Here is a 21,180-nt window from a genome sequence, read left to right as displayed (position 1 = left end):
CCCGGCGCACCGCGCAAGCGCCGACTGTGGCGGCCGATGATCATCATGATCGTGGTGGTGCTGGTGATTGTCGCGATCATTGCCGGGGTGAAGTTCGTGCAGATTTCGGCGCTGATCGCCCAGTCGAAAATGCCCCTGCCGGCCTCCGTGGTCACGGCCATGAAGGTGCCGTTCAGTGATTGGCAACCGAATGTCAGCGCCGTGGGCTCAATGAAAGCGGTCAGGGGGGTGGATGTGACCACTGAAGTGGGCGGCATCGTGCGCACCATCGGCTTCACGCCCGGGCAAGAAGTGGCGGCCCAGGCGCTGCTCGTCCAACTGAATGCCGACTCGGACATCGCGCAACTGCATTCCCTTGAGGCCACGGCCGACCTGGCGGTGATCGTCCTCAAGCGTGACAAGGCGCAACTGGCGGTTAACGCCATCTCCCAGGCACAAGTGGACACTGACACCGCCGACCTCAAAGCCAAGCTCGCCGCCGCCGAACAACAGCGCGCGCTGGTGGCGAAAAAAACCATCCGCGCACCGTTTGCCGGGCGCATCGGCATCACCAGCGTCAACCCTGGCCAATACCTCAACCCCGGCGACAAGATCGCCACGCTGCAAACCTTCGATCCGATCTACATCGACTTCACGGTGCCCCAGACTCAAATGGAGGCCATCGCCATCGGCCAAGGGGTTTCGGTAACGGCCGACGGCCTGTCGAATCAAACCTTCACCGGCAAGATCAGCACCATCGACACCCAGTTCGACGCCACCACGCGCAATGTCACCGTGGAATCCACCGTCGACAACCCCAAACAGAACCTGGTGCCCGGGATGTTTGCCCGCGCCGTGGTCAACTCCGGTGCGACGCAGCGCTACCTCACCGTTCCGCAGACATCGGTGACCTACAACCCTTACGGCACCACAGTATTCATTGCCACATCGAGCAAGAACGACAAGGGTGAGGAAGTCCTCACCGCGCAACAGACCTTTATCAAGACCGGACCGACCCGGGGCGATCAGGTGGCGATCCTGTCGGGCGTGAAGGAAGGCGACCTGCTGATCACCAGCGGCCAGATGAAGCTCAAGAATGGCTCGCCGGTGAAGGTCGATAACAGCGCCGCGCCGCTGAACGATCCTGCGCCGACTCCCCAAGAACACTAAAGGTGTCCCATGAAGCTTACCGATACCTTTATTCAGCGGCCGGTTTGGGCGATTGTCGTCTCGCTGTTCATCCTGATCCTGGGGCTGCGCTCGATCTTCGAATTGCCGGTGAACCAATGGCCACGCACCGAAAATACCGTGGTCACCATCACCACCGCCTACTACGGCGCGGACGCCTCCACCGTTGCCGGCTTTATCACCCAGCCGCTTGAATCGGCCATCGCCCAGGCCCAGGGCATCGACTACCTGTCATCAACGAGCATCACCGGTGTCTCGACGATTACCGCCACGCTGCGGCTGAATTACGACGCGAGCAAGGCCCTCACCGAGATCAACACCCAGGTCAACTCGGTCAAGAACCAACTGCCGGCGCAGTCCCAGGAACCGGTGCTGACGGTGGCGGTCGGGCAGACCACCGACGCCATGTACCTGGGTTTCTACAGCGACACCCTGCCCACCAACAACATCACCGATTACCTGGTGCGGGTGGTCAAGCCCAAGCTGGACTCGATCCAGGGCGTGCAAACCGCCGAAATCCTCGGCGGGCGCCAGTTCGCCCTGCGTGCCTGGATGGACCCGAACAAACTGGCGGCGCATAACGTGACCGCCCAGGACGTGTCCACCGCCCTGGCCAACAACAACTACCTGTCTGCCGTCGGTTCCACCCGTGGGCAAACGGTGACGGTCGACCTGACGGCCGGGACCGACTTGCACACGGTGGATGAATTCAAGCGGCTGGTGGTCAAGCAGAAAGGCGATGGCCTGGTGTACCTGGAGGACGTGGCCACCGTCACCCTCGGCGCCGAAAGCTACGACAGCAGCGTGGCGTTTTCCGGCAAGCGTTCGGTGTTCATCGGCATCAAGACGGCGCCGACTGCCAATATCCTGACGGTGGCCGACAGCGTGCGCGAGGCCTTCCCCGAGCTGCAATCCCAGTTGCCCACCGGGGTACGCGGCGAGATCGTGTATGACTCCACGGAGTTCATCAACACCTCGATCTATGAGGTGGTGAAGACCCTGGTCGAGGCGATGATCATTGTGTCGGTGGTGATCTACCTGTTCCTCGGCTCGTTCCGCGCGGTGATCGTGCCGCTGGTGGCGATCCCGCTGTCGCTGGTCGGGACCTTCTTCATCATGTACCTGCTGGGGTACTCGATAAACCTGCTGACCCTGCTTGCCCTGGTATTGGCGATCGGCCTGGTGGTGGACGACGCGATTATCGTGGTGGAGAACGTCGACCGGCATATCAAGGAAGAAGGCAAAGGCGTGCTGGAGGCTGCGCTGGTTGCCGCGCGGGAACTGGGTGGGCCGATCATCGCGATGACCGTGGTGCTGATCGCCGCCTACGTGCCCATCGGGCTGCGCAGCGGCCTTACCGGTGCGCTGTTCAAGGAGTTCTGCTTCTCGCTGGCGGGTGCCGTGACTGTGTCGGCCGTGGTGGCGTTGACACTCTCGCCGATGATGACGTCCCGGCTGTTCAAGTCCGGGCAGGAAGAAGGCCGGTTTGCCCGCAAGCTCGATCAGTACTTTGACTGGTTGCGGGGCCGTTACCACCGCGTACTCTCGGGTGGCCTGAACGTATGGCCGGTGCTGGTGACGTTTGGTTTTGTGCTGTTCCTGCTGGTGGCCGCCAGCGGCATGACCGCCAAAAGCGAACTGTCGCCCACCGAGGACCAGGGGCTGGTGTTCATGCAGATCAAGGGCCCGCCCACCGCCTCGCCGCAGCAGATGGAGCGCATCGCCGACCAGGCCTTCCAGATCGCCAACAAAGAGCCGGAATACGCGCAGATGTTCCAGCTGACCGGGTTGCCTATCCTCAACCAGGGCCTGGGCGGTGTGCTGCTGAAAAACTGGGGCGACCGCTCGCGCTCCCAGGCCCAACTGATATTGGAACTCCAGCAGAAATGGAACCAGGTGCCGGGCGCCACCATTGCGGCCTTCCCGCTGCCGTCGCTGCCGGGCGCCCAGGGCTTGCCGGTGCAGTTCGTGATCACCACCACCGACTCGGTGGAAAACCTCAACGAAGTCGCCCAGGCCGTGGTGGCCGAGGCCCAGAAACAACAGCTGTTCTATTTCTCCGACATGGACCTGAAACTCGACAAGCCACAAGCCAAGCTGGTGGTGGACCGGGAAAAAATCGCCGCACTGGGCATGACCCAGGCCGACGTCGGTGCGGCGCTGTCCGCGGCACTGGGCGGCAACTACGTGAACTACTTCTCCACTGCCGGGCGCTCGTACAAAGTGATTCCCCAGGTGTTGCAGGTTGATCGCCTCAACCCGGACCAGATTCTCGATTATTACATTCGCACGCCATCCGGCAGCATGATCCAGGCGCGGACCGTGGCGCATATCGAAACCTCGACCCAGCCGGAATCCATCAACCACTTCCAGCAACTCAACTCGGCGACCCTGTCGGGCGTCAGCGGCGTGGCCCAGGGCGAACTGCTGGCGAAACTGAACACCATTCTGACCAATATTGCGCCGTCGGGTTACACCTCGGACTTCTCCGGCGAATCACGCCAGTTCATGCAGGAATCCGGCGGGTTCTTCGGCCTGCTGATGTTTTCGATCCTGATCGTGTACCTGGCCCTGGCGTTTCAGTTCGAGAGTTTCCGCGACCCGGTGGTGATCCTGTTCTCGGTGCCCCCTGCACTCTTCGGAGCGTTGGCGTTTATCACCATGGGGTTTGCCTCGATCAACGTGTACACCCAGGTGGGGCTGGTGACGTTGCTGGGGTTGATCACCAAGCACGGGATCCTGATCGTGCAGTTTGCCAACGAGTTGCAGCGCGCCGGTCACAGCAAGCGCGAGGCCATAGAAGAAGCCGCCGGCGTGCGTCTGCGGCCGATCCTGATGACCACCGCCGCCATGGTGCTGGGCGTGGTGCCGCTGGTGTGGGCCTCCGGTGCCGGGGCTGCGGGACGGCATGACATGGGCCTGGTGATCTTCGCCGGGTTGTCGATCGGTACCGTGCTGACGCTGTTCATGGTGCCGGCGATGTATATGTTTATTGGCTCCACCCACCATCAGGAGGTTGAACGGCCGGTCCCTGGCCAGGATGAGGAGCCAGGCGTGGTTACTGATAGATAATGGTGTAAGTCGCCACGGCGTTGGCTGAACCTGCTGTCACCGTGGCGGCCGTTTGCAAATAACGTGCGCTCAACGGGATGTTCAACGCCGTGGTGCCAGCGGCAAGCGGAAGGCTCAGCAACTGATTCTGGGACAGCGCCCAAGGCGCGCCTGAAGCATCAAGCACCTGTAGACCGACACCCGTCGCCGGGTCTGCACCCGCCGACAGGCTCAACACACCATGGGTGGCATCAATCGGTGTGTCGACCGGGTCCAACCGCAGGCTGAGGGTATTGGGCACGAGGGTGCCCGCACTGATGACCGCCGATTGCGAGCTTGTCGGGATCGAACTGGCGTTGCCGTAATAGCCTGGAAACCCTGGGCAACCCGTCAGGCTGATCATGAAGTTCACCGGGGTGCTGGCCGAACCTATCCCGCTGAACGACGCAATCTTGTTGGTGCCCATGGGTACGTTAACGTCCGAGGTCATGCAGGTCAGGGCGACGATGTTGATGCTGCCGGTCAGCCCCACTTTGTTGGCGACAGAGGTAGGGCTATTGGGAACAGAGAAATCCTGTTCCAGCGTACCCAGCGAACTGCCGCTGATGGTGCCCGTACCCACTGGTCCGGTCTTTATCAGCACTATCCCGGTTGCTGGCGCAATCTTGAGGCCCGATATGAAACAGTCGGCGCTTCCCGACAATGCGCAGCCATTTGGAATCGCTGCCCTGACGGCAGCAGTTTGCACGGATGTTCCGTTAACCCAGGCGACACCAATGCCGGCTACGCCTGTTTGATAGACGAAGCTGGCGTAAGGGCCCGCGCTGTAGCCGGTATTGGCCAACGTGCTCTTCAGCGTCAAAAGAGTGTTCAAGGTTGCCGCCCCGCCAGTACTGAGGCACTTGAAGTCGGCGCCTGCACCGCTCTGATTGAAGTTCTGCTGATAGAGCACTGTGCCTACTGGCGCATCCCTCGGCACACTGAGGGAGCTGATCTGCAATGCGGTCGTGCCTACAAACCCCTTGTTACCATTGATGTAGACACAATTGATCGCTTGGGCCGACTGCGCAAGGCCACACAACAGCAGAGCGGCGATCAGGGAATAAAGCACCTTCATGGAATTACCTCTGCACGAATAGTTGACTGAAGACGGCACCGCTGCATTCGCCGCGTACCTCATGACCCAGCACTCAGGCACAGCGCGTTGCCCTTCAATATCTGACCCTGCTCTTTAAGGGCCGGCACTTTCAGCGTGCAGGTCTGACCACTCTCTTTACCCCAATTGACCAGCAGGCTTTGTGTGCCGTCCTTGATACGTGCATACAGTTGCCCGCCCTGCCCTACAGTGCCTACCGGGTTACCTGCGTCATCCACCACGGTGGCACCGAACGGCAACGGACTCTGGTCCTTCAAGCGCACGTTCAACAGCAACGCAGTGCCGTGCACCGTGGCGAAGTCCACCGCTACCACGGCACCCGCCCGGGGGGCGATCTTCTGGCTGGTTTCGCTCAGCTCGACGTCCTGGGATATACCGTCCGGGTCGATAGCGACCTCGTTCAACTGATATGGCTGCAGATAGTTGATCACCGCCGAACCGTTGCCATCGAGCCGCAGGCCTGGATAACCCACCACCTTCGCGCCGGCCGCACCGGGGGCGCTGATCACCGCCATGGTTTCACCGGTGTAAGGCGTCAACGTCACACCTTTTGGATGGACCACAATCGTGCCGCCACCGCCCAGGGACAGGCTGCTGTAGCCATCGCCTTCGCTGAGGGAACCGTTGACCCGGGCTTTGGAGCCCATGTATTGGCCGCTGACCGAGGTGTCGGTCGACTGGCTCGCGCCATCACGGTCTGCCGTCAGGCTGTAGCCGTATTGCTGATCTTCACCGGCACTGCCGCTCACGCTCGCCTGCTGGCTGTAGTTGCCCTGGCTGTCGCGCGCCAAACGGCCGGAGAACTGCGGTGTATTGCTTGAGGACCCGAACCCGATCGGCATGCTCACGGTAAATAATTCAGTGGTTTGCATCTCGGCCAGGCCGGAGCGGCTGCGACTGAGGTTGAAGCCCAGGCTTACCCGCCCGATCTGTGTGGTGTAGCCCATCTGGTACTGGATATCCTGGCCCGGCTGGTTCCAGTAGTTCTCGGTAAACCCGCTCAACGACAAATGCCCCCAGTTGGCCAGGCTTTGGTCGAGGGACAGGGTCAGGCGACTGCGCGGTTGGCCAAACTGGCTGGTGTCGGTACCGTTCTGTTCCGCATCCCTGAACAGCACGGCGTTGTTGAAATCGAAGTAACCGCGGGTGGAAAAACGATAAGCCGCCAGGGAGAAGTTGCTCCCGGTGCTTTGGACATTCTCACTGAAGGACACGCGCAGGCTCTGCCCCTGCTGGTCACCGGAGCGCAGTTCGGTCTGGGCATGGGTCACGTCGACCCCGAAGGCTCCGATGGGTGTGCCGAATGCAATACCGCCCAGCACCGACAGGTAACCATCGCTGGCCTGGCCACCGGTATAACCGGTCAGCGAGTTGGCCAGGCCGTACTGGTAAGTGCCTTGCAGCAGCTCAACCTGCTTACTGATGTAATTATTGCGGGTTTCACCGGCTGTCACGCTGAAACGTGAGGTGCCAGGGCGCAACAACTGGTTGACCGAGGCGTAAGGCACTATGAAGCTTTGCTGGGTGCCGTCGGCTTCCAGCACGTTCACTTGCAGGTCGCCGCCATAGCCGGTGGCATACAGGTCATCGATGACAAAGGCGCCGGGCGCCACCGTGGTCTGCAGCAATACATTGCCGCCCTGGCTGATGGTCACTCGGGCATTGGTGCGGGCGATACCGCGCACCACGGGCGCATAACCGCGCAGCGCATCCGGGAGCATGCGGTCATCGGTCGCCACCTCGACGCCACGGTAGGCCAGGGTGTCGAAGATCTCGCCGCTGGTGTTAGCTTCGCCTACCGTCAGCTGGCTCTTCAAGCCTGTCAGGTCGCGTTGGGCAAAGGTGTTGATTTCCTGGTATTTGCTGCCAGTCAGGCTGTCCCAATTGAACGAACCATTGTGCCGCAACCGCCAGTCACCCACGTTCAGCCCCGCGTTCAGGCCGAGATATGCAGAATCGTCAGTGCCTGAAAGGGATTTGTTGTGGTTGGCGTTGAAGTCATAGCTGAGCATCCCTGCGGTCACGCCGCGGTCCCATAATTCAGGGCTGACGTACCCTCGGGCGTTACGCCGCAAGGCCGCCTGCGGAATGCTGAAGTCCAGTAGCTGGGTGTCGGTGGAAAACAGCGCCGTGGCACCATCGATCAGCTCATTGATGACAGGGCATGGGTCAGTCGCCAGCTTGGCAGTTGCCGTCGGCGACAGGACTTCTACGTTTACGCCCATCAGTTCCAGCATCCTAGTGTCGACACAGACCCTGGGGTTCCTGCCCTTGGCGTCGGACACGATACGGATATCCTGACGCGTGCTCAGGTTCGAGTTCACCAGAATGTCGGCACGGTACGTACCCGACATCACCGGGTTCCCGCTCTGGAACAGCGTCAGGTCAATTCCGCTCGAGCCTGCCGGAAGAAAAGAGTTATCGAACTGCACGTCTTCAGCCACGGCGTAAGGCATCAACAATGCACTGACAATCAGTAAAGTTCGGCGACCCCAAACCGGCAAATCGCTGGCGTGGGCGCAAGCGATTTCCTTCCGGCGCGCGCGCAGAAGAGACAGCGTAGTCATAAATTACCCGGACGACGGAGGGTGAAAAACGATTAAGGCCTGATAGGCCTAAGGCATGACGGATTCGTGGGTAGGAACCAGAGCGCCGTAATCATTGATGGCGCTGTATTCAACTTTGGCGCCGGGTGCCGGCATCGACTTCAGGCCGGGCAAGGCAAAGATATGGGTCTCACCGGGCGCAATCATTCCCGCCTCACTCAGTATCCGCTGGCCGCCGTTAACCAGCACCAGGTCACTTTGTGAAACGTAAAACGCCGTTGGGTTATAGGCCTGCAGCCCATAGGTACCATTGGGTTGCGCAACAACCTTCCACTGCAGCGCCTCGATGGCCGCTGACGGTGTGCCAGGTAAATTCGCTGGCCGATAAAACACCTTGATTCGCGAGCGAAAGGCCATTTGCAGCATGTTTTGATCGCTGGTGGCCTTGACCGGAATTTCCAGCACATTGAGCCAGAACACAGACTCCTTGTCTGAAGCCAGCGCAGTACCGGTGAACATCAGGCGCAGGCTCTGCCCCTTGTCAGCATCAACCCGGGAGACCGGTGGCGAAATCACAAATGGCGCTGAAGAATTGCTTGGCGTGGACGCGGGATCACCGCTATCAATCCACGACTGAACCAGTACGGGCTTGGTGCCGTTGTTGTTAATCTTTACGGTGACTTCCTTTTTATCCGCCGGAAAAATCACACGAGTGCCGGTGATGACGACCGAAGACATCGCCCGGGAACAACCCAGCAGGGCCGCCATCATCACGACATAACGACACCAGGCTTTTTTACGCTGCATATCACTCTCTCCCAACATCGTCGGCGCATCTTCCAGGTCCTGAAAGATGCGCTGACCGCGCAGCTTTTACTGATAGTTGATCGAGTAGGTAACCGAACCCACGACAGTACCGGCGGTGGTTGCCGCGCTGGCAACGTACTGAACGGCGTACGGCAGCACGGCAGTGGCGCCGGTCACAGCGGTACGTGCAGTGTTAGCGGTTTGGCTGGTATCACCGGCCTTGATCACAGCACCATTGGAGTCGAGCAACTGCAGTTGCACGCCAGTCGCATTACCGGTGTTGCGGATGTTCTGGGTGGTCGGGTCGACGCCCGCGCCCGCTTCAAATATGGCAGCGGCGGTCGCAATAGTGCCCTGGCAGCCGCTCAGGTTAATGGTGAAGTTGGTGGCACCAACAGTCGCCCCCGCGCTTGCCAGCGACGCAATCGAGAACGTCGGAAGCGTTACGGTGCCCACATTGCTCGTGCCATTGACCGAAGTGGTGCAGGTTTGAGCCGTCAGTTGGCCACTGAAGTTGATAGTGCCATCGGAGGCTTGTGCAGCAGACATCACGAATGCGGAAGTCGCCGCTGCAAGAACGAGGTAAGTACGGTTCATAAGTTGCCTCAAAATCATTAGTTGGATAAATGCCTGGCAGGCCACTCGCAATTGCAATATGGCGGTGCGTTGTGCACAGAGTGAATGATGTTTCTTTTGGTGAAACCCTTCAAATTGAAAGGTCCTGCAAAAGCTCCGGAAATTTCCTACCAGAGTTAAGACTCTTCCGAAGGCTTGAACTTTTAATTCGTATCAGTGCAGCCATACGGCTTTTTGGTTTAAATGGATATATCAAAGACTTGACCAGCGATATCGCTCTCAACTCCTTTTGGGCTTTAGTTATAGGCGATGGAATAGGTAACCGAGCCCACGACGCTGCCCGGCGCAATAACATCGTTGGCGATGTACTGGACGCCGTAAGTCATCACGCCACCGTTGGTGGCGAGATTGGTAATGGCCGGGGTCCGCGGTTGTCCCGGATCACCGGCCTTGATCACATCGCCGCCGGAATCAAGCAACTGGAGCTGCACGCCGGTGGCACCACCGGCGTTAATAATGTTCCGGGTGGTGGGATCGACGCCTGGGCCGCTCTCAAAGTAAGTGGATGCCGTCTTGCCAATCACACTATTGCCCGTTAAGTTTTGCAGGAAATCCTGGATGTTACTCCCAGTGCCGCATGCACTCAGCCCAATGGTGAACTGGGTTCTACCCGCGGTGGCGCCTACGGCGCCGAGGGCCATAGTGCCCAGTGTAGGCAGCGTGACGGTGCCCATGTTGCTGCCACCGTTCACACTGACGGTACACGTCTGCCCAATCAGTTGGCCTTTGAAGTTAACGGTGCCATCGCCTGCCTGCGCAGCCGGTATCACGAAGGTCGACGTCAGCGCTGCGAGCGCGAAGATGCGGTATGTGCGCGTCATAAGTTGCCTCGAAAGGTTAAAACATCATTGATCGAAATGCTCGGCGAACCGTTCACTGCTTCGCTGTGACTGCGCACCTTGCATGCAGTGAATAATGTTTTTCCCGGCCAACCCCTTCAACGTTAAAGGTCCCTTTGCAATTAGGGAAAATTCCGACTGAAGCAATGACATTTCCAGCACCGTTAGTATTTTTCCTGATACACCTGTAACTAAACAGACACCCGCTGCTTGCCATAAACCTCATGCAACTCGACCTTGTCGATAAAGCCCATTACTTGTTTGATGGCCTCTCGGTCCGGCGGACAAGGCAACTCAAAGCGCATCGACGATGATGACGACTCAACAGTGGAAAGCACCTGCAGCGTATTGCCCTGGTAAACCAGTAAATGTTTGATCGCCGGCGAACTTCGTACTAACTGCTCAAGCACTTCGCCTGCGTTTTCCAGCACGACCTGGTGAATAATCAGCAGGTCAAACGGGCATAACGCGTTATCCAGAATCACCAATAAATCCCGGAATGATGTCAGCGGGGCAACACGACTGTAGCCAAGGCCCGACAGGTTCTTTTCTATGCTGACTAGCCTGGATTGTTCTTCGTCGACCAACAAGACACGCAACTTTGGATTCACCATGAAACACCCTTCCTGGCCCACGAGAAACTGAACACCCAGTAAGCATTCAGCCGCATTGATGGCCTGTATTCAGACGTTGTTGATCGACGCGCGCTGCGAGTCCAGCCACAACAGCACCCGATTGGCGCTCATGGGCCGCGCACAGAGATAACCTTGAGCGTGCACACAGCCCAGCTTGATCAATGACTGGCGCTGCTTTTCGGTTTCGACACCCTCCACCACCACCGACATGTTCAGCGCCTCACCCAGCGCGAGGGTGCTGCTGACAATGGCGCGATTGGCGGCGTTGGTATCGAGGTCCTGAACGAAACCGCCGTCGAGTTTTATCTCGGTAAAGGGCAGCTGGCACAGGCGCTCCAACGATGAGAACCCCACGCCAAAATCGTCGATGGACAATCCGGCGCCCATCATCCGCAAACGGATCAGGCTCTCCAGCACCGCCGGGGAAGTTTCGAGCAAACCGCTTTCGGTAATTTCAAAGGTCAGGCAGGACGCCGGTACCTGATAGCGTTCAATCAACAGACTAATGCCGGTGACCAATTGCGGATTGCTGAACTGCTCTGCCTGCAGATTGAATGCAAGGTTCAATTGGCGCCCGGTTGCCAGGACTTCCTGCCACACCATCAAGCCCTGTTCAAAGAGCGCGAAAAACAGATCGTCCATCAAATAGAAGCTGTTTAACAACGGCAAAAAGTCGCCAGGCGACAACAAGCCATAGCTTGGGTTGTCCCACCGCGCCAAGGCTTCCAGGCTGTCGACCGCACCAGTGACCAGATTGAATTTTGGTTGAAAAAACGCCTTGAACTCGTTATCCAGAATCGCTCTTTTCAATTCGGACTGAGTAAACCACTTCAAATTGATCGAGTTGGAAACGTCGGTCCTGCGCACGGCAACCGACTCCAGGAAAGCACCGACCATCGGGCCCAACTCACTGGCGCGCACGGGCGTATCGACATACCCCAACACTTTCACGCCGTGCATCGACAGCATCCGGCCCAACGCCCCGTGCAAGTTCGCCGGGTACACACTGCAAATGATCAGTGCCTTCAGGAAGCCGCCACGGCTGAGGTCCTCGATCACAGACAGGCCCTGGGTGCATTGCAGTTTCAAGCTGCACAACACGATATCCACCGGTCCTGTACGTGCCAGCATCTCCAGCGCGGCAGCCCCGTCAGCCACCGCCGTCACGTCTTCACAACCGAGATCCTGAAAAACGCGGGTGGCGATAAGTCGTTTGAAAGGCTGTTCTTCGATTACCAGAACGCGTATCGGTAGGAAAGACATGGCGGCTTTTACACAGATGATGGGGACAGGTAAATTATTGCGCCCCGCCCCCGCCGTGTATTTAGGATTGCTCCTAATGGCCTTTGGAAAAAACCTACACGCTCAATGGAAATTTCCTGCTCATTCGGAAATTTCCGAACCTCCATCCCACCGGGCGTGACCCCATTTCACACCAGGGCAATCAAGGCCGCTTTCAGTGAGATCATGGCTTGCTCCAAGGCCAGGGTGGCGGCAGTCAGTTGGGCAGGCGTCGCCTCTTCACAGGCCGCCTCCAGCTGCGCACAACGAATCAGCACGTTCTGCGCACCGACAATCCGGCCGCCGCCCTTTATCCGGTGTGCCAGCGTTGCCAGCCCTTCGACGTCCTTGTTCGCATAGCATTGCATCAACACGCCCATGTCCTCTTCCAGGCTGAGTGCCAGGTTCTTGATGATGGTGTTCACCGACTCCTCGTCGCCCCGCGCCAATTGAATCAGCGAGGTCAGGTCGAGGTTGATCCCCTGCCCCACCATCGCCATTGGCGCTTCATTCGGATGTATCAGTGGCTCGATGACAGTCAATCGGGCACTCAGTTCTCCGAGCCGGATGGGCTTGAACAGGCAATCGTCCATGCCTGCGTTCAGGCACCGCTGTTTCTCTTCCGGCTGGGCATTGGCGGTCAAGCCTACGATCACGCAGGGTTTCGAGCCCTGACGCTGCTCTTCGTCACGGATGGCGCGGGCCAGGTCGTAGCCATTCATGATGGGCATATGGCTGTCGGTGATCACCACGTCATACGCACCCTGGCGCCACGCTCTCAGGCCATGTGCACCGTCCTCCGCATCACTGACGTCATGTCCCAGGTAAGTCAGTTGCTGCGAAAGCAGCAAACGGTTCGCCGGGTAATCGTCGACCACCAGTACGCTCAAGCGTTTGGCACGCACTACCGGTGCTATCGAATCCGCGATCGGCGGACCAAGGCTCTCAAGGACTGGCAAGCGCAACGCAACATCAATACGGGTACCGCGCCCCAACTCACTGGACAACGTCAACTGCCCGCCCATCATCTCGCACAACTTGCGGGAAATGGCCAAGCCCAGCCCGGAGCCCGTACGCATGGCTTCCGCTGGTTGGCCGACTTGGGTGAAGGGGCTGAACAACAGGGCCTGATCCTCCGGCGAGATGCCAATGCCGGTGTCGATGACACTCATCGTCAGGTCCAGCTCGGAGCCGGCCACAACCGGTGTGCAGCGCAGGAAAAAACGCACCTGGCCTTTAACCGTGAATTTGATCGCGTTACTCAGCAGGTTCGACAACACCTGCTTGACGCGCATGGCGTCGACGAGCACGTCGCAGTCGGCCTGGGGGTCGAGTTCAATCTGCAGTTCGAGAAATTTTTGCTGTGCCACACCGTCGAAGATGCGCGCGACCTTGAGTACCTCGTCATGCAAATTCGCTCTTTTCGGGGCCAGCGTCAGTTGGCCTGATTCGATGCGCACGATGTCGAGGATATCTCCCAGCAAATCCACCAGGCTGTTGGCCGAGCTGGAAGCAATGTCCAGTGACACCCGATCGATAATGCCTTGCTCGGCGCGTTTGGTGGCCATTTCGAGCATGCCCAGCACCGCGTTCATGGGCGTACGGATTTCATGGCTCATGGTCGCCAGGAACAAGGTCTTGGCGTTGTTGGCGTCGTCCGCTTCTTTTTGCGAAGCCTTCAACTGAATCATCAACTGCTCGCGGTCGCTGACATCGACCCATCCCGCAATCACCCCGACCGCTCGCCCCCGCGAGTTGAAACACGGGAAAATCCAGTAGAAAAGCGCCAGCGTTTCACCGTAGGGCGCCACCAGGCTACCGCTGCCGATCATCGGGATGCCGTCGCGCACGACCCGCAGGTAATGCTCATGGTACTGCCGGGACTCGGACAGCGGCATCAACTGCAACTCGGTAATTGGCTTGCCAATCACCTGGTCCAGGTCCATGGAAAGGAAGTCCAGGTAACTGTCGTTACACGCGACCAGCCGGCCCTCATGATCGCGGATGAACACCGGCCGCGGGACGTTATCGAGCATCAGGCGCATGTTGGCGACAAAGGTTGCCAGGACCCGGCGCGGGTCATCGGCCCTGCGACGCCACAGCATCACCGCAAGGTGCCAACAGATGATGGAACCCACCCCCGCAAGCACCATGCCCCAATAGAGCGTGGATTTACCCTGGGTACGGAACACCATGTCGAGTTCGAAGTCGGAAGTCCCTGCTATGTGCGGTTCGGCGCGTACCAGCAACGGCAGCCCGGCCATCAGCAACGCGGCAACAATCGTTTTGGCGGCTTTCATCAGATAATACTGTTGCGCTTGGCCACTTCCGAAAGTGACACGACGGATGTCACTTCAAAGCGCTCCAGCAGTCGCGTCTTGTACGTGCTGATGGTTTTATTGCTGAGCAGCATGGAGTCGCCGATTTCCTTGTTGCTGAGCCCCAGGGCAAGGTGCTTGAGGATCACAAGTTCGCGATCCGACAGGTTTTCGATCACCCGCGCTTCATTCATTTCGACGTCACTGCGACGAACCGAACCGATCGCCAGGTTGGGGAAATGCGTGTAGCCGGACATCAGCACTTTCACAGCGCGACGCAAGTCGTCCAGGTCGTCGATTTTCGAGATGAAACCGGCAGCACCGGCACTCATGCAACGCTTGAGATACAAACCTGCTTCCAGGGACGTCAGTACCAGGATTCGCGTGGCGATATTCAGATCGACGATGCGCCTGATGACTTCCAGCCCATCGAGCTTGGGCATCGAAATATCCAGCACCACCAGGTCCGGCAACTCCTGACGTGCCTGTTGCACGGCGTCGGCACCGTCGCCCGCTTCTACCACCGTTTCGAAACCTTCCTGTTTCAAGACCATTTTGACCGTCGCCCGAACTATCGGGTGATCGTCCACTACCAGCGCCTTGCGCATATCTATCTCACTTATTCTGTTTATCTGGACACAGATCACGAAACGAGAAGGCGTAGAGGGAGGCAAGCGACTACACCGGCAAAGTCTAGTCCAACCGCACCTGAACAATGCAGGTTATTTTGCCCTTCGCGCGTTGTGATTTTCAGATTGACTGAGTCAGTCCAGCCACTCTTTCAAGCGGCGTGCACTCATGGGTTTGGCCAAGTGAAAACCTTGTGCAAAGGTCCCGCCCATGGCGAAGGCCTGGTCACGTATTTCCTGGCTGCTGACACCCTCGATCACCAGGTTGATATCCAGCGCCCGGGCCAACGCAATCGTGCTGAGCATCATGGCCCTGCTGTGCAGGTCGGACAAATCCTGCACAACCGAACTGTCGAGTTTCAACTCCTGGAAAGGCAATTGGCACAGCAGCGTCAACGAGGAAAATCCTGTGCCAAAATCGTCGATGGACAAGCCGCATCCCAGTAGCCGCAAACACAGCAAACTTTTCTGGGTGGCCACCGACATATCCAGCAGGCCGTTTTCGGCCAACTCAAACATCAGTGCGCAGCCGGGTAGATCGTGCTCGATCAACGCGTTTTCGATGTGCAGTGCCAAATCGAAACGGGCCAATTGCGAGGCGTGGAGGTTGAACGCAACCTGCAGCGTGATATTACGTCCACGCAGGGCAACCAGCAGGTCAAGCCCCTGGGCGAAAACCTGCTTGAACATCTCGTCGATCAGGTCGTAGGCCAGCACTGCCGGCAGGAACTCACCGGGCAGTAACAAGCCACGGGTCGGGTGCTCCCAGCGCGCCAACGCTTCCACGCCGCACAGGGCTCCGGTGCGCAAGTCGAACTTGGGCTGGAACCACGCCTTGAACTCTCGCGCTTCCAGGCCCTTTCTAACCTCGGACTCGGTAGGCAACTTCAAGGAGTCCGGGGCCAGCAACGGTGCGAAGGTTTTGTGCTTGATGTAGTCACGCAGAATCGAGCTCAAGTCATGCAGGGGCGCGTCAGGCCCCATCACGCCGATCAGCCTGAGCTGTGAAAACTGATTGATACACTCCACCGCGCGCAAAAACTGAGGCTCAAGCGTCGAGCCTAAAACCAGCGCATTGACCAGGCGTGCCCGTCCTGCGGCTATCATGAAATCGAAATAGCCACGTTTCTCGTGGCTCAAGTCGCAGATGACAATGTCCACGCCTTCTGCACGGGTGATGAGGTCCAGGGCTTTGTCACATTCGGCCGCATGGAAAACCGCGCGCACACCCAGCTCCGCCAACATCTGAGTAATGGCTTTGCGGCGTGGCAGGCGATCCTCAAGTACGAGGATTCTTAAAGAAATCATGTCGGTACAGGCCTTGTTTTCGTTGCGGCCATGCTGCCGTCTTTATTGACGAATTACGAAAGCCGTTTTCCTGCATATCGCACGGAAATTTCCGAGGGTATGGCAGAAGGCTTTTATTCGTCGGACTGGACACCTGGTGTCGACGGCCCTGCCTGTAGAAGGCGCCTACTGATAAACGAACGTAACGCCGATAACGGACTGCACATTTCCTGCGACTACCTGCCCACTGGTCCTCGCGTAGGAGGCCGTCATCCCAAGTTCCACGGGACTGACCCCTACTGAACCCATTGAGATATTGTTGTTGGTAGCAATCACGCCATTGGGGTTAGATAGCTGCACACCAATTCCTGCTGCGGGGGAGATGGAAGCCGTATTGCTGAAGATTGTGTTGGCGCTGTCTGTCGTCGGGCCAGTCAGGAAATAGGAGAGGTTTTGATTTTCCGCACAGTGGACATTCAACGGGACTGCCGCGGTTCCCGGATAATCAGGAAGGGTGACGGTGACATCGCGCGCCGAAACATCACAACCCCCCGTGGGAACAACAACGGTGTTGTTGGCATAAATGTTCCAGGTAATGAGTTGATACGGAACGGAGTTGACTTTCTCCATCGTGAGAATGGCCAGCAACTGCCCCGATTTGACCGTAATTCCTGAGGCGCCACTGCCGATAACTTTTAAATACAGTATGGTATTCCATGGCATGGGTGTGCCCCATGTATGGTCGACCGTAATCGTGGGTGTGTTAATAGGGAAGTCATACGACGCCCCGTAATAGCTTATGCTGCCAGCAAGATTATTGAGCGGTCCGGTGTATTGGCCGGAAATAATCCTTATAGGGTCTAGAAAGTGAGCCGGGTCCTCGTTCACACAACTTATACTGTTGCCCAGGTGAACGACAATGTTTTGGCCTATTTGAACGGACGGATCGAGGTTGACATAGACGTTATTGCCGCCACCGCCATCGACAGTAATAACGCCGTTCACATAGCACAAAAAAGCATTGGCACTGGTTGAAAGCCCCAAGGTTAGCAACAGCACTAGCACGGCGCTGATTTTTATCTTCATTTGTCGCACCTTTACTAGGAGTATGTATACGTAACGTTAATCGTGGCTTGAATACTGCCTTGCTTTGCATTGCCATTGACGGATAACGCACGCACCTGCAGCGACAGGCTCGCTGACTGCGTCGACCCATCTACATGGACGGTAGTGGAATTGCCATTATTCAAGTTGTTGCCGTGGGTATCCTGCAACTCCAACTGAAGATTGAGCGCGTCGCCCTGGTTCTGGTAGTAGCCGGTGTCGTCGGCAACGCCTGTAAATGTCGCTGTTACGCTTGATGTTCCCACCGGGCAGTTAGTCAAACCCAGCGTCACCCAGTACCAGCCTGAACTTGATCCTGCCTGACTGAAATTGGCGGCAAACAGGTCTCCCAGAGCAACGGCTGCCGGTGGGGTTGAGACCGTACAAGGTTGCGCTACAACTCGCCCATTGACCGTAATGGTCACGTCTTCCGCATGGGCGTTGATGATTCCGGCAATCAGTAATAATCCTGCCAACAGGATTGTCTTCATAGCGTTCATTCCCAGGCTCCTTTATTGAAACTCGAGCGTGAAATTGGCAGTCGCATTCACAACTCCCGCCGTCACAGGGGAATGGGTCGCCATCAGGCACGCATAAAAATTCAGGGTATTTGATTGGCCCGCGATCAGGTGCGTCCAGCGGAGGGATTGTTCAGTGGTGTTTAAAGGGATTGCCTGTTTGTCACTGTTCAGTATCTGTATGCCCATACCGCTGGCGGCATTAACGCCCTCGTCAATTTTAAGCAGTGCGATATTGTCATTGTCTGATGTGCCACTGTAGCCAACCCGGACGCCAGTCGTTGAGCCACCGCACTTATCAAAGACTATCGTGAAGGGAACAGGAACAGTCGTCGTCCCCACATGATTGAGTTGTTTGGCCGCATTGCTCATCAAGTCCACAGTAAAGTCTTTGGAATCGACCGACACCGAACAGGAATTGTCTTTAAGGTAACCGGTGATAGAAATGCTGGTGTCCGCTGCATAAGATTGATTGGCGAGGCACGGCATCAGGCACAGGATACGAAGGTACTTTTTCATGGCTGGATCATCCTGTTTTAATTACTGGCACGTCGCCGAGGCATAACTCAAGGCCTGCGCCAGGCTCTCGGCCGGCAGGGTGTACGTTGCGGTACAGCGATCGTTCGTACCGTCCCCCCACTTCACGTTTACTTGCCCTGTCGGCGACAGCCCGGTCAGATAGACCTGACCACCTTCGGCAACAATGCTCCCCCCCAAGCCCTCGCCGTATGAGGCGATTGAGCCGAATGGCACCGGCTTGTCGTTGTGGGTCAGCGTCATCAGGACTTTCATCCCGACGCGGGCTTTAAAATCAGCACGCACAACTGCCCCACGCGTCGGCACGACGCTCAATATCGGGTCTTCCAATTCAATGTTATTGGCCAGCGAGTTAGTGTTCAGGGCTATCCGGTTCTCACGATAATCCGTCGCATACGGGAGCACGGCATATCCCCTCCAGTCGGTGCGTATGCCGGTCTGGTTTTCGACGGCGACATGCTCTGCCCCCGGTACTTTTATCAGCACCATGGTGTCGTTCAGCGGCTGACTGAAGGTCACGCCATCCGCGTGCGCCAATACGCCACCGCTGACGCCGTAATACACCTGGCTGTAGTCTTCACTGGTGCTGTACCCGATATTGGAATTGCCGTAGGGGCCGCGATAGTTCAAAGAGGTGTTGCCGGTTTTCGAAGCGTCTTCGACACCACCACTGGCGTATCCGGTTTGTACGCTGTAACTGAGGTTGTGATCATCAAGCAGCGTGCCATAGAGCCCTGCCGTGCTGGTGTCCCGACCTTTTAAATCACTGGATGTATTGAAGCTGGCATTGGTGTTTTTAAAGGATGAGTGACTGTCTGAACGCATCCAGTGGCTAAACGGAATACTGAGATTGATCGCCAGCAACTGATCTTTATTGTCCGCCCAGGCGCTCTTTGTCAGGCTGTAGCTCACCCCCCAACTAATGTCTCCGATTGTACTGTTGTACCCGAGCTGGAGTTGTTCGTCCGACTGCCGCGTTCCCCAATAGCTCTGTTGGCTACCGGTTAAATACACCGTAGACGTCTTGCCCACCTGTTGTGTCAACGTGGCCTGGAAGCGACCACGCTTGCTGTAGTTCAGATTGTAGGCATCCGTGATCTGCGGCGTTATCTGAACCGATTGATCCTGGCTGACCAGCGTGAAGCCACTCATGTGGCTCCATGCCGTGTCAGCCAGGGTGTAGAAATTTTTCGTCGAGTAGCGGTAGCCCAACAGTTGCAGGTTGGTCCCCCACTGGTTGATGGACTTATTGTAAAGAAACCGCAGGGACTGCCCTTGGTGTTGGGTGTCGTCAGGCAATATCGCACGGGCCTCGGTCAGGTCGGCCGATATCGCGCCGAGGTCGCCCAGGTTCTTGCCCAAGCCAATGTCCAGGGCGTGATAGTTGTTCGAGACCTGCGTGCCTCCGAAGACTGTCCAGTCATGAGGCAAACCCCAAAATGCGGTGCCTTGGAGAAACTCCGGCGTGTCTTGCTGCGCATTGCCGCTGCGATACTGCCCCCCCGTCAGCGAATACTTCAGTTGGCCTTCACGCTCCAGCATCGGCACAGATGAATAAGGCACCGTGAACGATTGCGTTGAACCGTTAGCCTCTACAACCGTGACCTGTAAATCGCCGCTGGTGCCTGGTGCATAGATGTCGTTGATGGTGAAAGCACCGGGGGGCACGGTGGCCTGATAGATTTCATACCCATTCTGTTTCACCGAAACCTTGGCTGTGCTTCGCGCGATACCGCGCACAACGGGCGCAAAGCCTCGCTGACTGTCCGGGAGCATGTTGTCGTCCGACGCAATTTGAGCGCCCCGGTAGTTAATGCCATCGAAAATATCGCCAGCGGTGAAACCGTCACCCAGGGTCAATCGGCTGTGCCACGAGGAAATGCCCCGCTCCACATAGGTGTTGGTGTGTTGCCACTGGTTCTGCGTCACGCCCGCGCCGTGGCTGTAGCTCCACGTGGTGGTGTCCCTTAATCGCCAGGCGCCCAGGTTGAGGCCGCTTTGCAGGCTGAGGTATGAATAGTTGGACACCCCGCCCTGCTCGCTGCGCACTTCGCTGCCGGTGTAGTTGTAATTGAGCAATCCCGCGGTAATGCCGTCATCCCATAGATCTGGCGAAATATACCCACGGGCCTGGCTACCCATGAATGCCTGGGGAACGCTGAGGTACAAGCGTTGCAGGCCAACGTCAAATCGGCTGGACGCATCATTGATAAACCGGGTGAATGGAACACAGGCGGTGCTCTTCATGGCAACGACATCGGGCAATGCGAGCGTATTGACGCCAAAAGAAGACAATTGAGAACGCGTCAGGCACGGTTCCAGTTTCTGCCCATCGGCGCTTTTATCAAAGGCAACATCCCGGGTCGCCATGTACCCATCGTTCATATAGATGTCGACACGGTAAGTGCCGGGAGGCGCCTCCAGGCCTTTTTCAAAGCCGGACAGATCCGCGACTGATGCAGGATCATCGGACAGGAAGCGAGGATTGAAATAGTTGTCTGCTCGCGCAGAAAAAACGGGGCCTGCCAGAAGCAATGCCAAGGGTGACAACAGTAATCGGTTAAGTGCTAATTCCCGGATTCCATTTTTCATTTTGCGTTATCGCCAGTTCCATAACCCAGGTACGACATAGCCCCTCCCGCACAAAAAAACGTGCAGGCTCTGGATTG

The 21,180-nt window shown here is 57.6% G+C and carries 16 protein-coding genes; 2 read left to right on the top strand and 14 right to left on the bottom strand.

Annotation, left to right across the window (positions count from 1 at the left end):
* Positions 1 to 36 precede the first annotated feature (36 nt).
* Both HX839_RS23705 and HX839_RS23700 read left to right on the top strand, forming a co-directional pair.
* Positions 37 to 1,149: an efflux RND transporter periplasmic adaptor subunit gene (locus HX839_RS23705; protein ID WP_177067795.1), complete on the top strand. Its 1,113-nt coding sequence runs from the start codon at positions 37 to 39 to the stop codon at positions 1,147 to 1,149.
* 9 nt (positions 1,150 to 1,158) lie between these two features.
* A complete protein-coding gene (locus tag HX839_RS23700; protein ID WP_177067754.1) occupies positions 1,159 to 4,239 on the top strand; it encodes an efflux RND transporter permease subunit in 3,081 nt (1,026 codons plus the stop codon).
* Here the strand turns inward: HX839_RS23700 and HX839_RS23695 are convergent.
* The 14 genes from HX839_RS23695 to HX839_RS23630 form a co-directional block, all read right to left on the bottom strand.
* Positions 4,226 to 5,335, bottom strand: a complete 1,110-nt coding sequence (locus HX839_RS23695) for a fimbrial protein (RefSeq protein ID WP_003217728.1) — start codon at positions 5,333 to 5,335, stop codon at positions 4,226 to 4,228. The genes HX839_RS23700 and HX839_RS23695 overlap by 14 nt on opposite strands.
* 59 nt (positions 5,336 to 5,394) lie before the next feature.
* A complete protein-coding gene (locus tag HX839_RS23690; RefSeq protein WP_177067794.1) occupies positions 5,395 to 7,830 on the bottom strand; it encodes a fimbria/pilus outer membrane usher protein in 2,436 nt (811 codons plus the stop codon).
* Positions 7,831 to 7,989: 159 nt separating this feature from the next.
* Positions 7,990 to 8,727, bottom strand: coding sequence for a fimbria/pilus periplasmic chaperone (locus HX839_RS23685; RefSeq protein WP_177067753.1), 738 nt, complete (start codon positions 8,725 to 8,727; stop codon positions 7,990 to 7,992).
* Positions 8,728 to 8,793: 66 nt separating this feature from the next.
* A complete protein-coding gene (locus HX839_RS23680) occupies positions 8,794 to 9,324 on the bottom strand; it encodes a fimbrial protein (protein ID WP_063030192.1) in 531 nt (176 codons plus the stop codon).
* A gap of 275 nt (positions 9,325 to 9,599) precedes the next feature.
* Positions 9,600 to 10,184 (bottom strand): fimbrial protein, encoded by a 585-nt coding sequence (locus HX839_RS23675; protein WP_177067752.1) that lies wholly within the window; start codon positions 10,182 to 10,184, stop codon positions 9,600 to 9,602.
* A gap of 209 nt (positions 10,185 to 10,393) precedes the next feature.
* Positions 10,394 to 10,816 carry a hypothetical protein gene (locus tag HX839_RS23670; RefSeq protein WP_003217737.1) on the bottom strand — a complete coding sequence of 141 codons (423 nt, stop codon included), beginning with the start codon at positions 10,814 to 10,816 and terminating at the stop codon, positions 10,394 to 10,396.
* Between the two features lie 69 nt (positions 10,817 to 10,885).
* Positions 10,886 to 12,100: an EAL domain-containing protein gene (locus tag HX839_RS23665; RefSeq protein ID WP_023658837.1), complete on the bottom strand. Its 1,215-nt coding sequence runs from the start codon at positions 12,098 to 12,100 to the stop codon at positions 10,886 to 10,888.
* Positions 12,101 to 12,267: 167 nt separating this feature from the next.
* Positions 12,268 to 14,418, bottom strand: a complete 2,151-nt coding sequence (locus HX839_RS23660; protein WP_003217742.1) for an ATP-binding protein — start codon at positions 14,416 to 14,418, stop codon at positions 12,268 to 12,270.
* A complete protein-coding gene (locus HX839_RS23655) occupies positions 14,418 to 15,044 on the bottom strand; it encodes a response regulator transcription factor (protein ID WP_003217743.1) in 627 nt (208 codons plus the stop codon). Before HX839_RS23655 ends, HX839_RS23660 begins: the two co-directional genes overlap by 1 nt.
* A gap of 156 nt (positions 15,045 to 15,200) precedes the next feature.
* A complete protein-coding gene (locus HX839_RS23650; RefSeq protein ID WP_023658838.1) occupies positions 15,201 to 16,373 on the bottom strand; it encodes an EAL domain-containing protein in 1,173 nt (390 codons plus the stop codon).
* Between the two features lie 165 nt (positions 16,374 to 16,538).
* Entirely contained in the window at positions 16,539 to 17,438 is a 900-nt protein-coding gene (locus tag HX839_RS23645) for a fimbrial protein (RefSeq protein WP_177067751.1), read from the bottom strand.
* A 14-nt stretch (positions 17,439 to 17,452) separates the two neighbouring features.
* A complete protein-coding gene (locus HX839_RS23640) occupies positions 17,453 to 17,956 on the bottom strand; it encodes a fimbrial protein (RefSeq protein ID WP_003217749.1) in 504 nt (167 codons plus the stop codon).
* 12 nt (positions 17,957 to 17,968) lie between these two features.
* Entirely contained in the window at positions 17,969 to 18,493 is a 525-nt protein-coding gene (locus HX839_RS23635) for a fimbrial protein (protein WP_177067750.1), read from the bottom strand.
* A gap of 21 nt (positions 18,494 to 18,514) precedes the next feature.
* On the bottom strand, positions 18,515 to 21,103 hold the full coding sequence (locus HX839_RS23630) for a fimbrial biogenesis usher protein (RefSeq protein WP_177067749.1): 2,589 nt from the start codon (positions 21,101 to 21,103) through the stop codon (positions 18,515 to 18,517).
* Between the last annotated feature and the right edge of the window lie 77 nt (positions 21,104 to 21,180).

Source organism: Pseudomonas sp. I8001 (assembly GCF_013385345.1).
Taxonomy (GTDB): Bacteria; Pseudomonadota; Gammaproteobacteria; order Pseudomonadales; family Pseudomonadaceae; genus Aquipseudomonas.
This window is presented reverse-complemented; position numbering and strand designations above follow the sequence as displayed.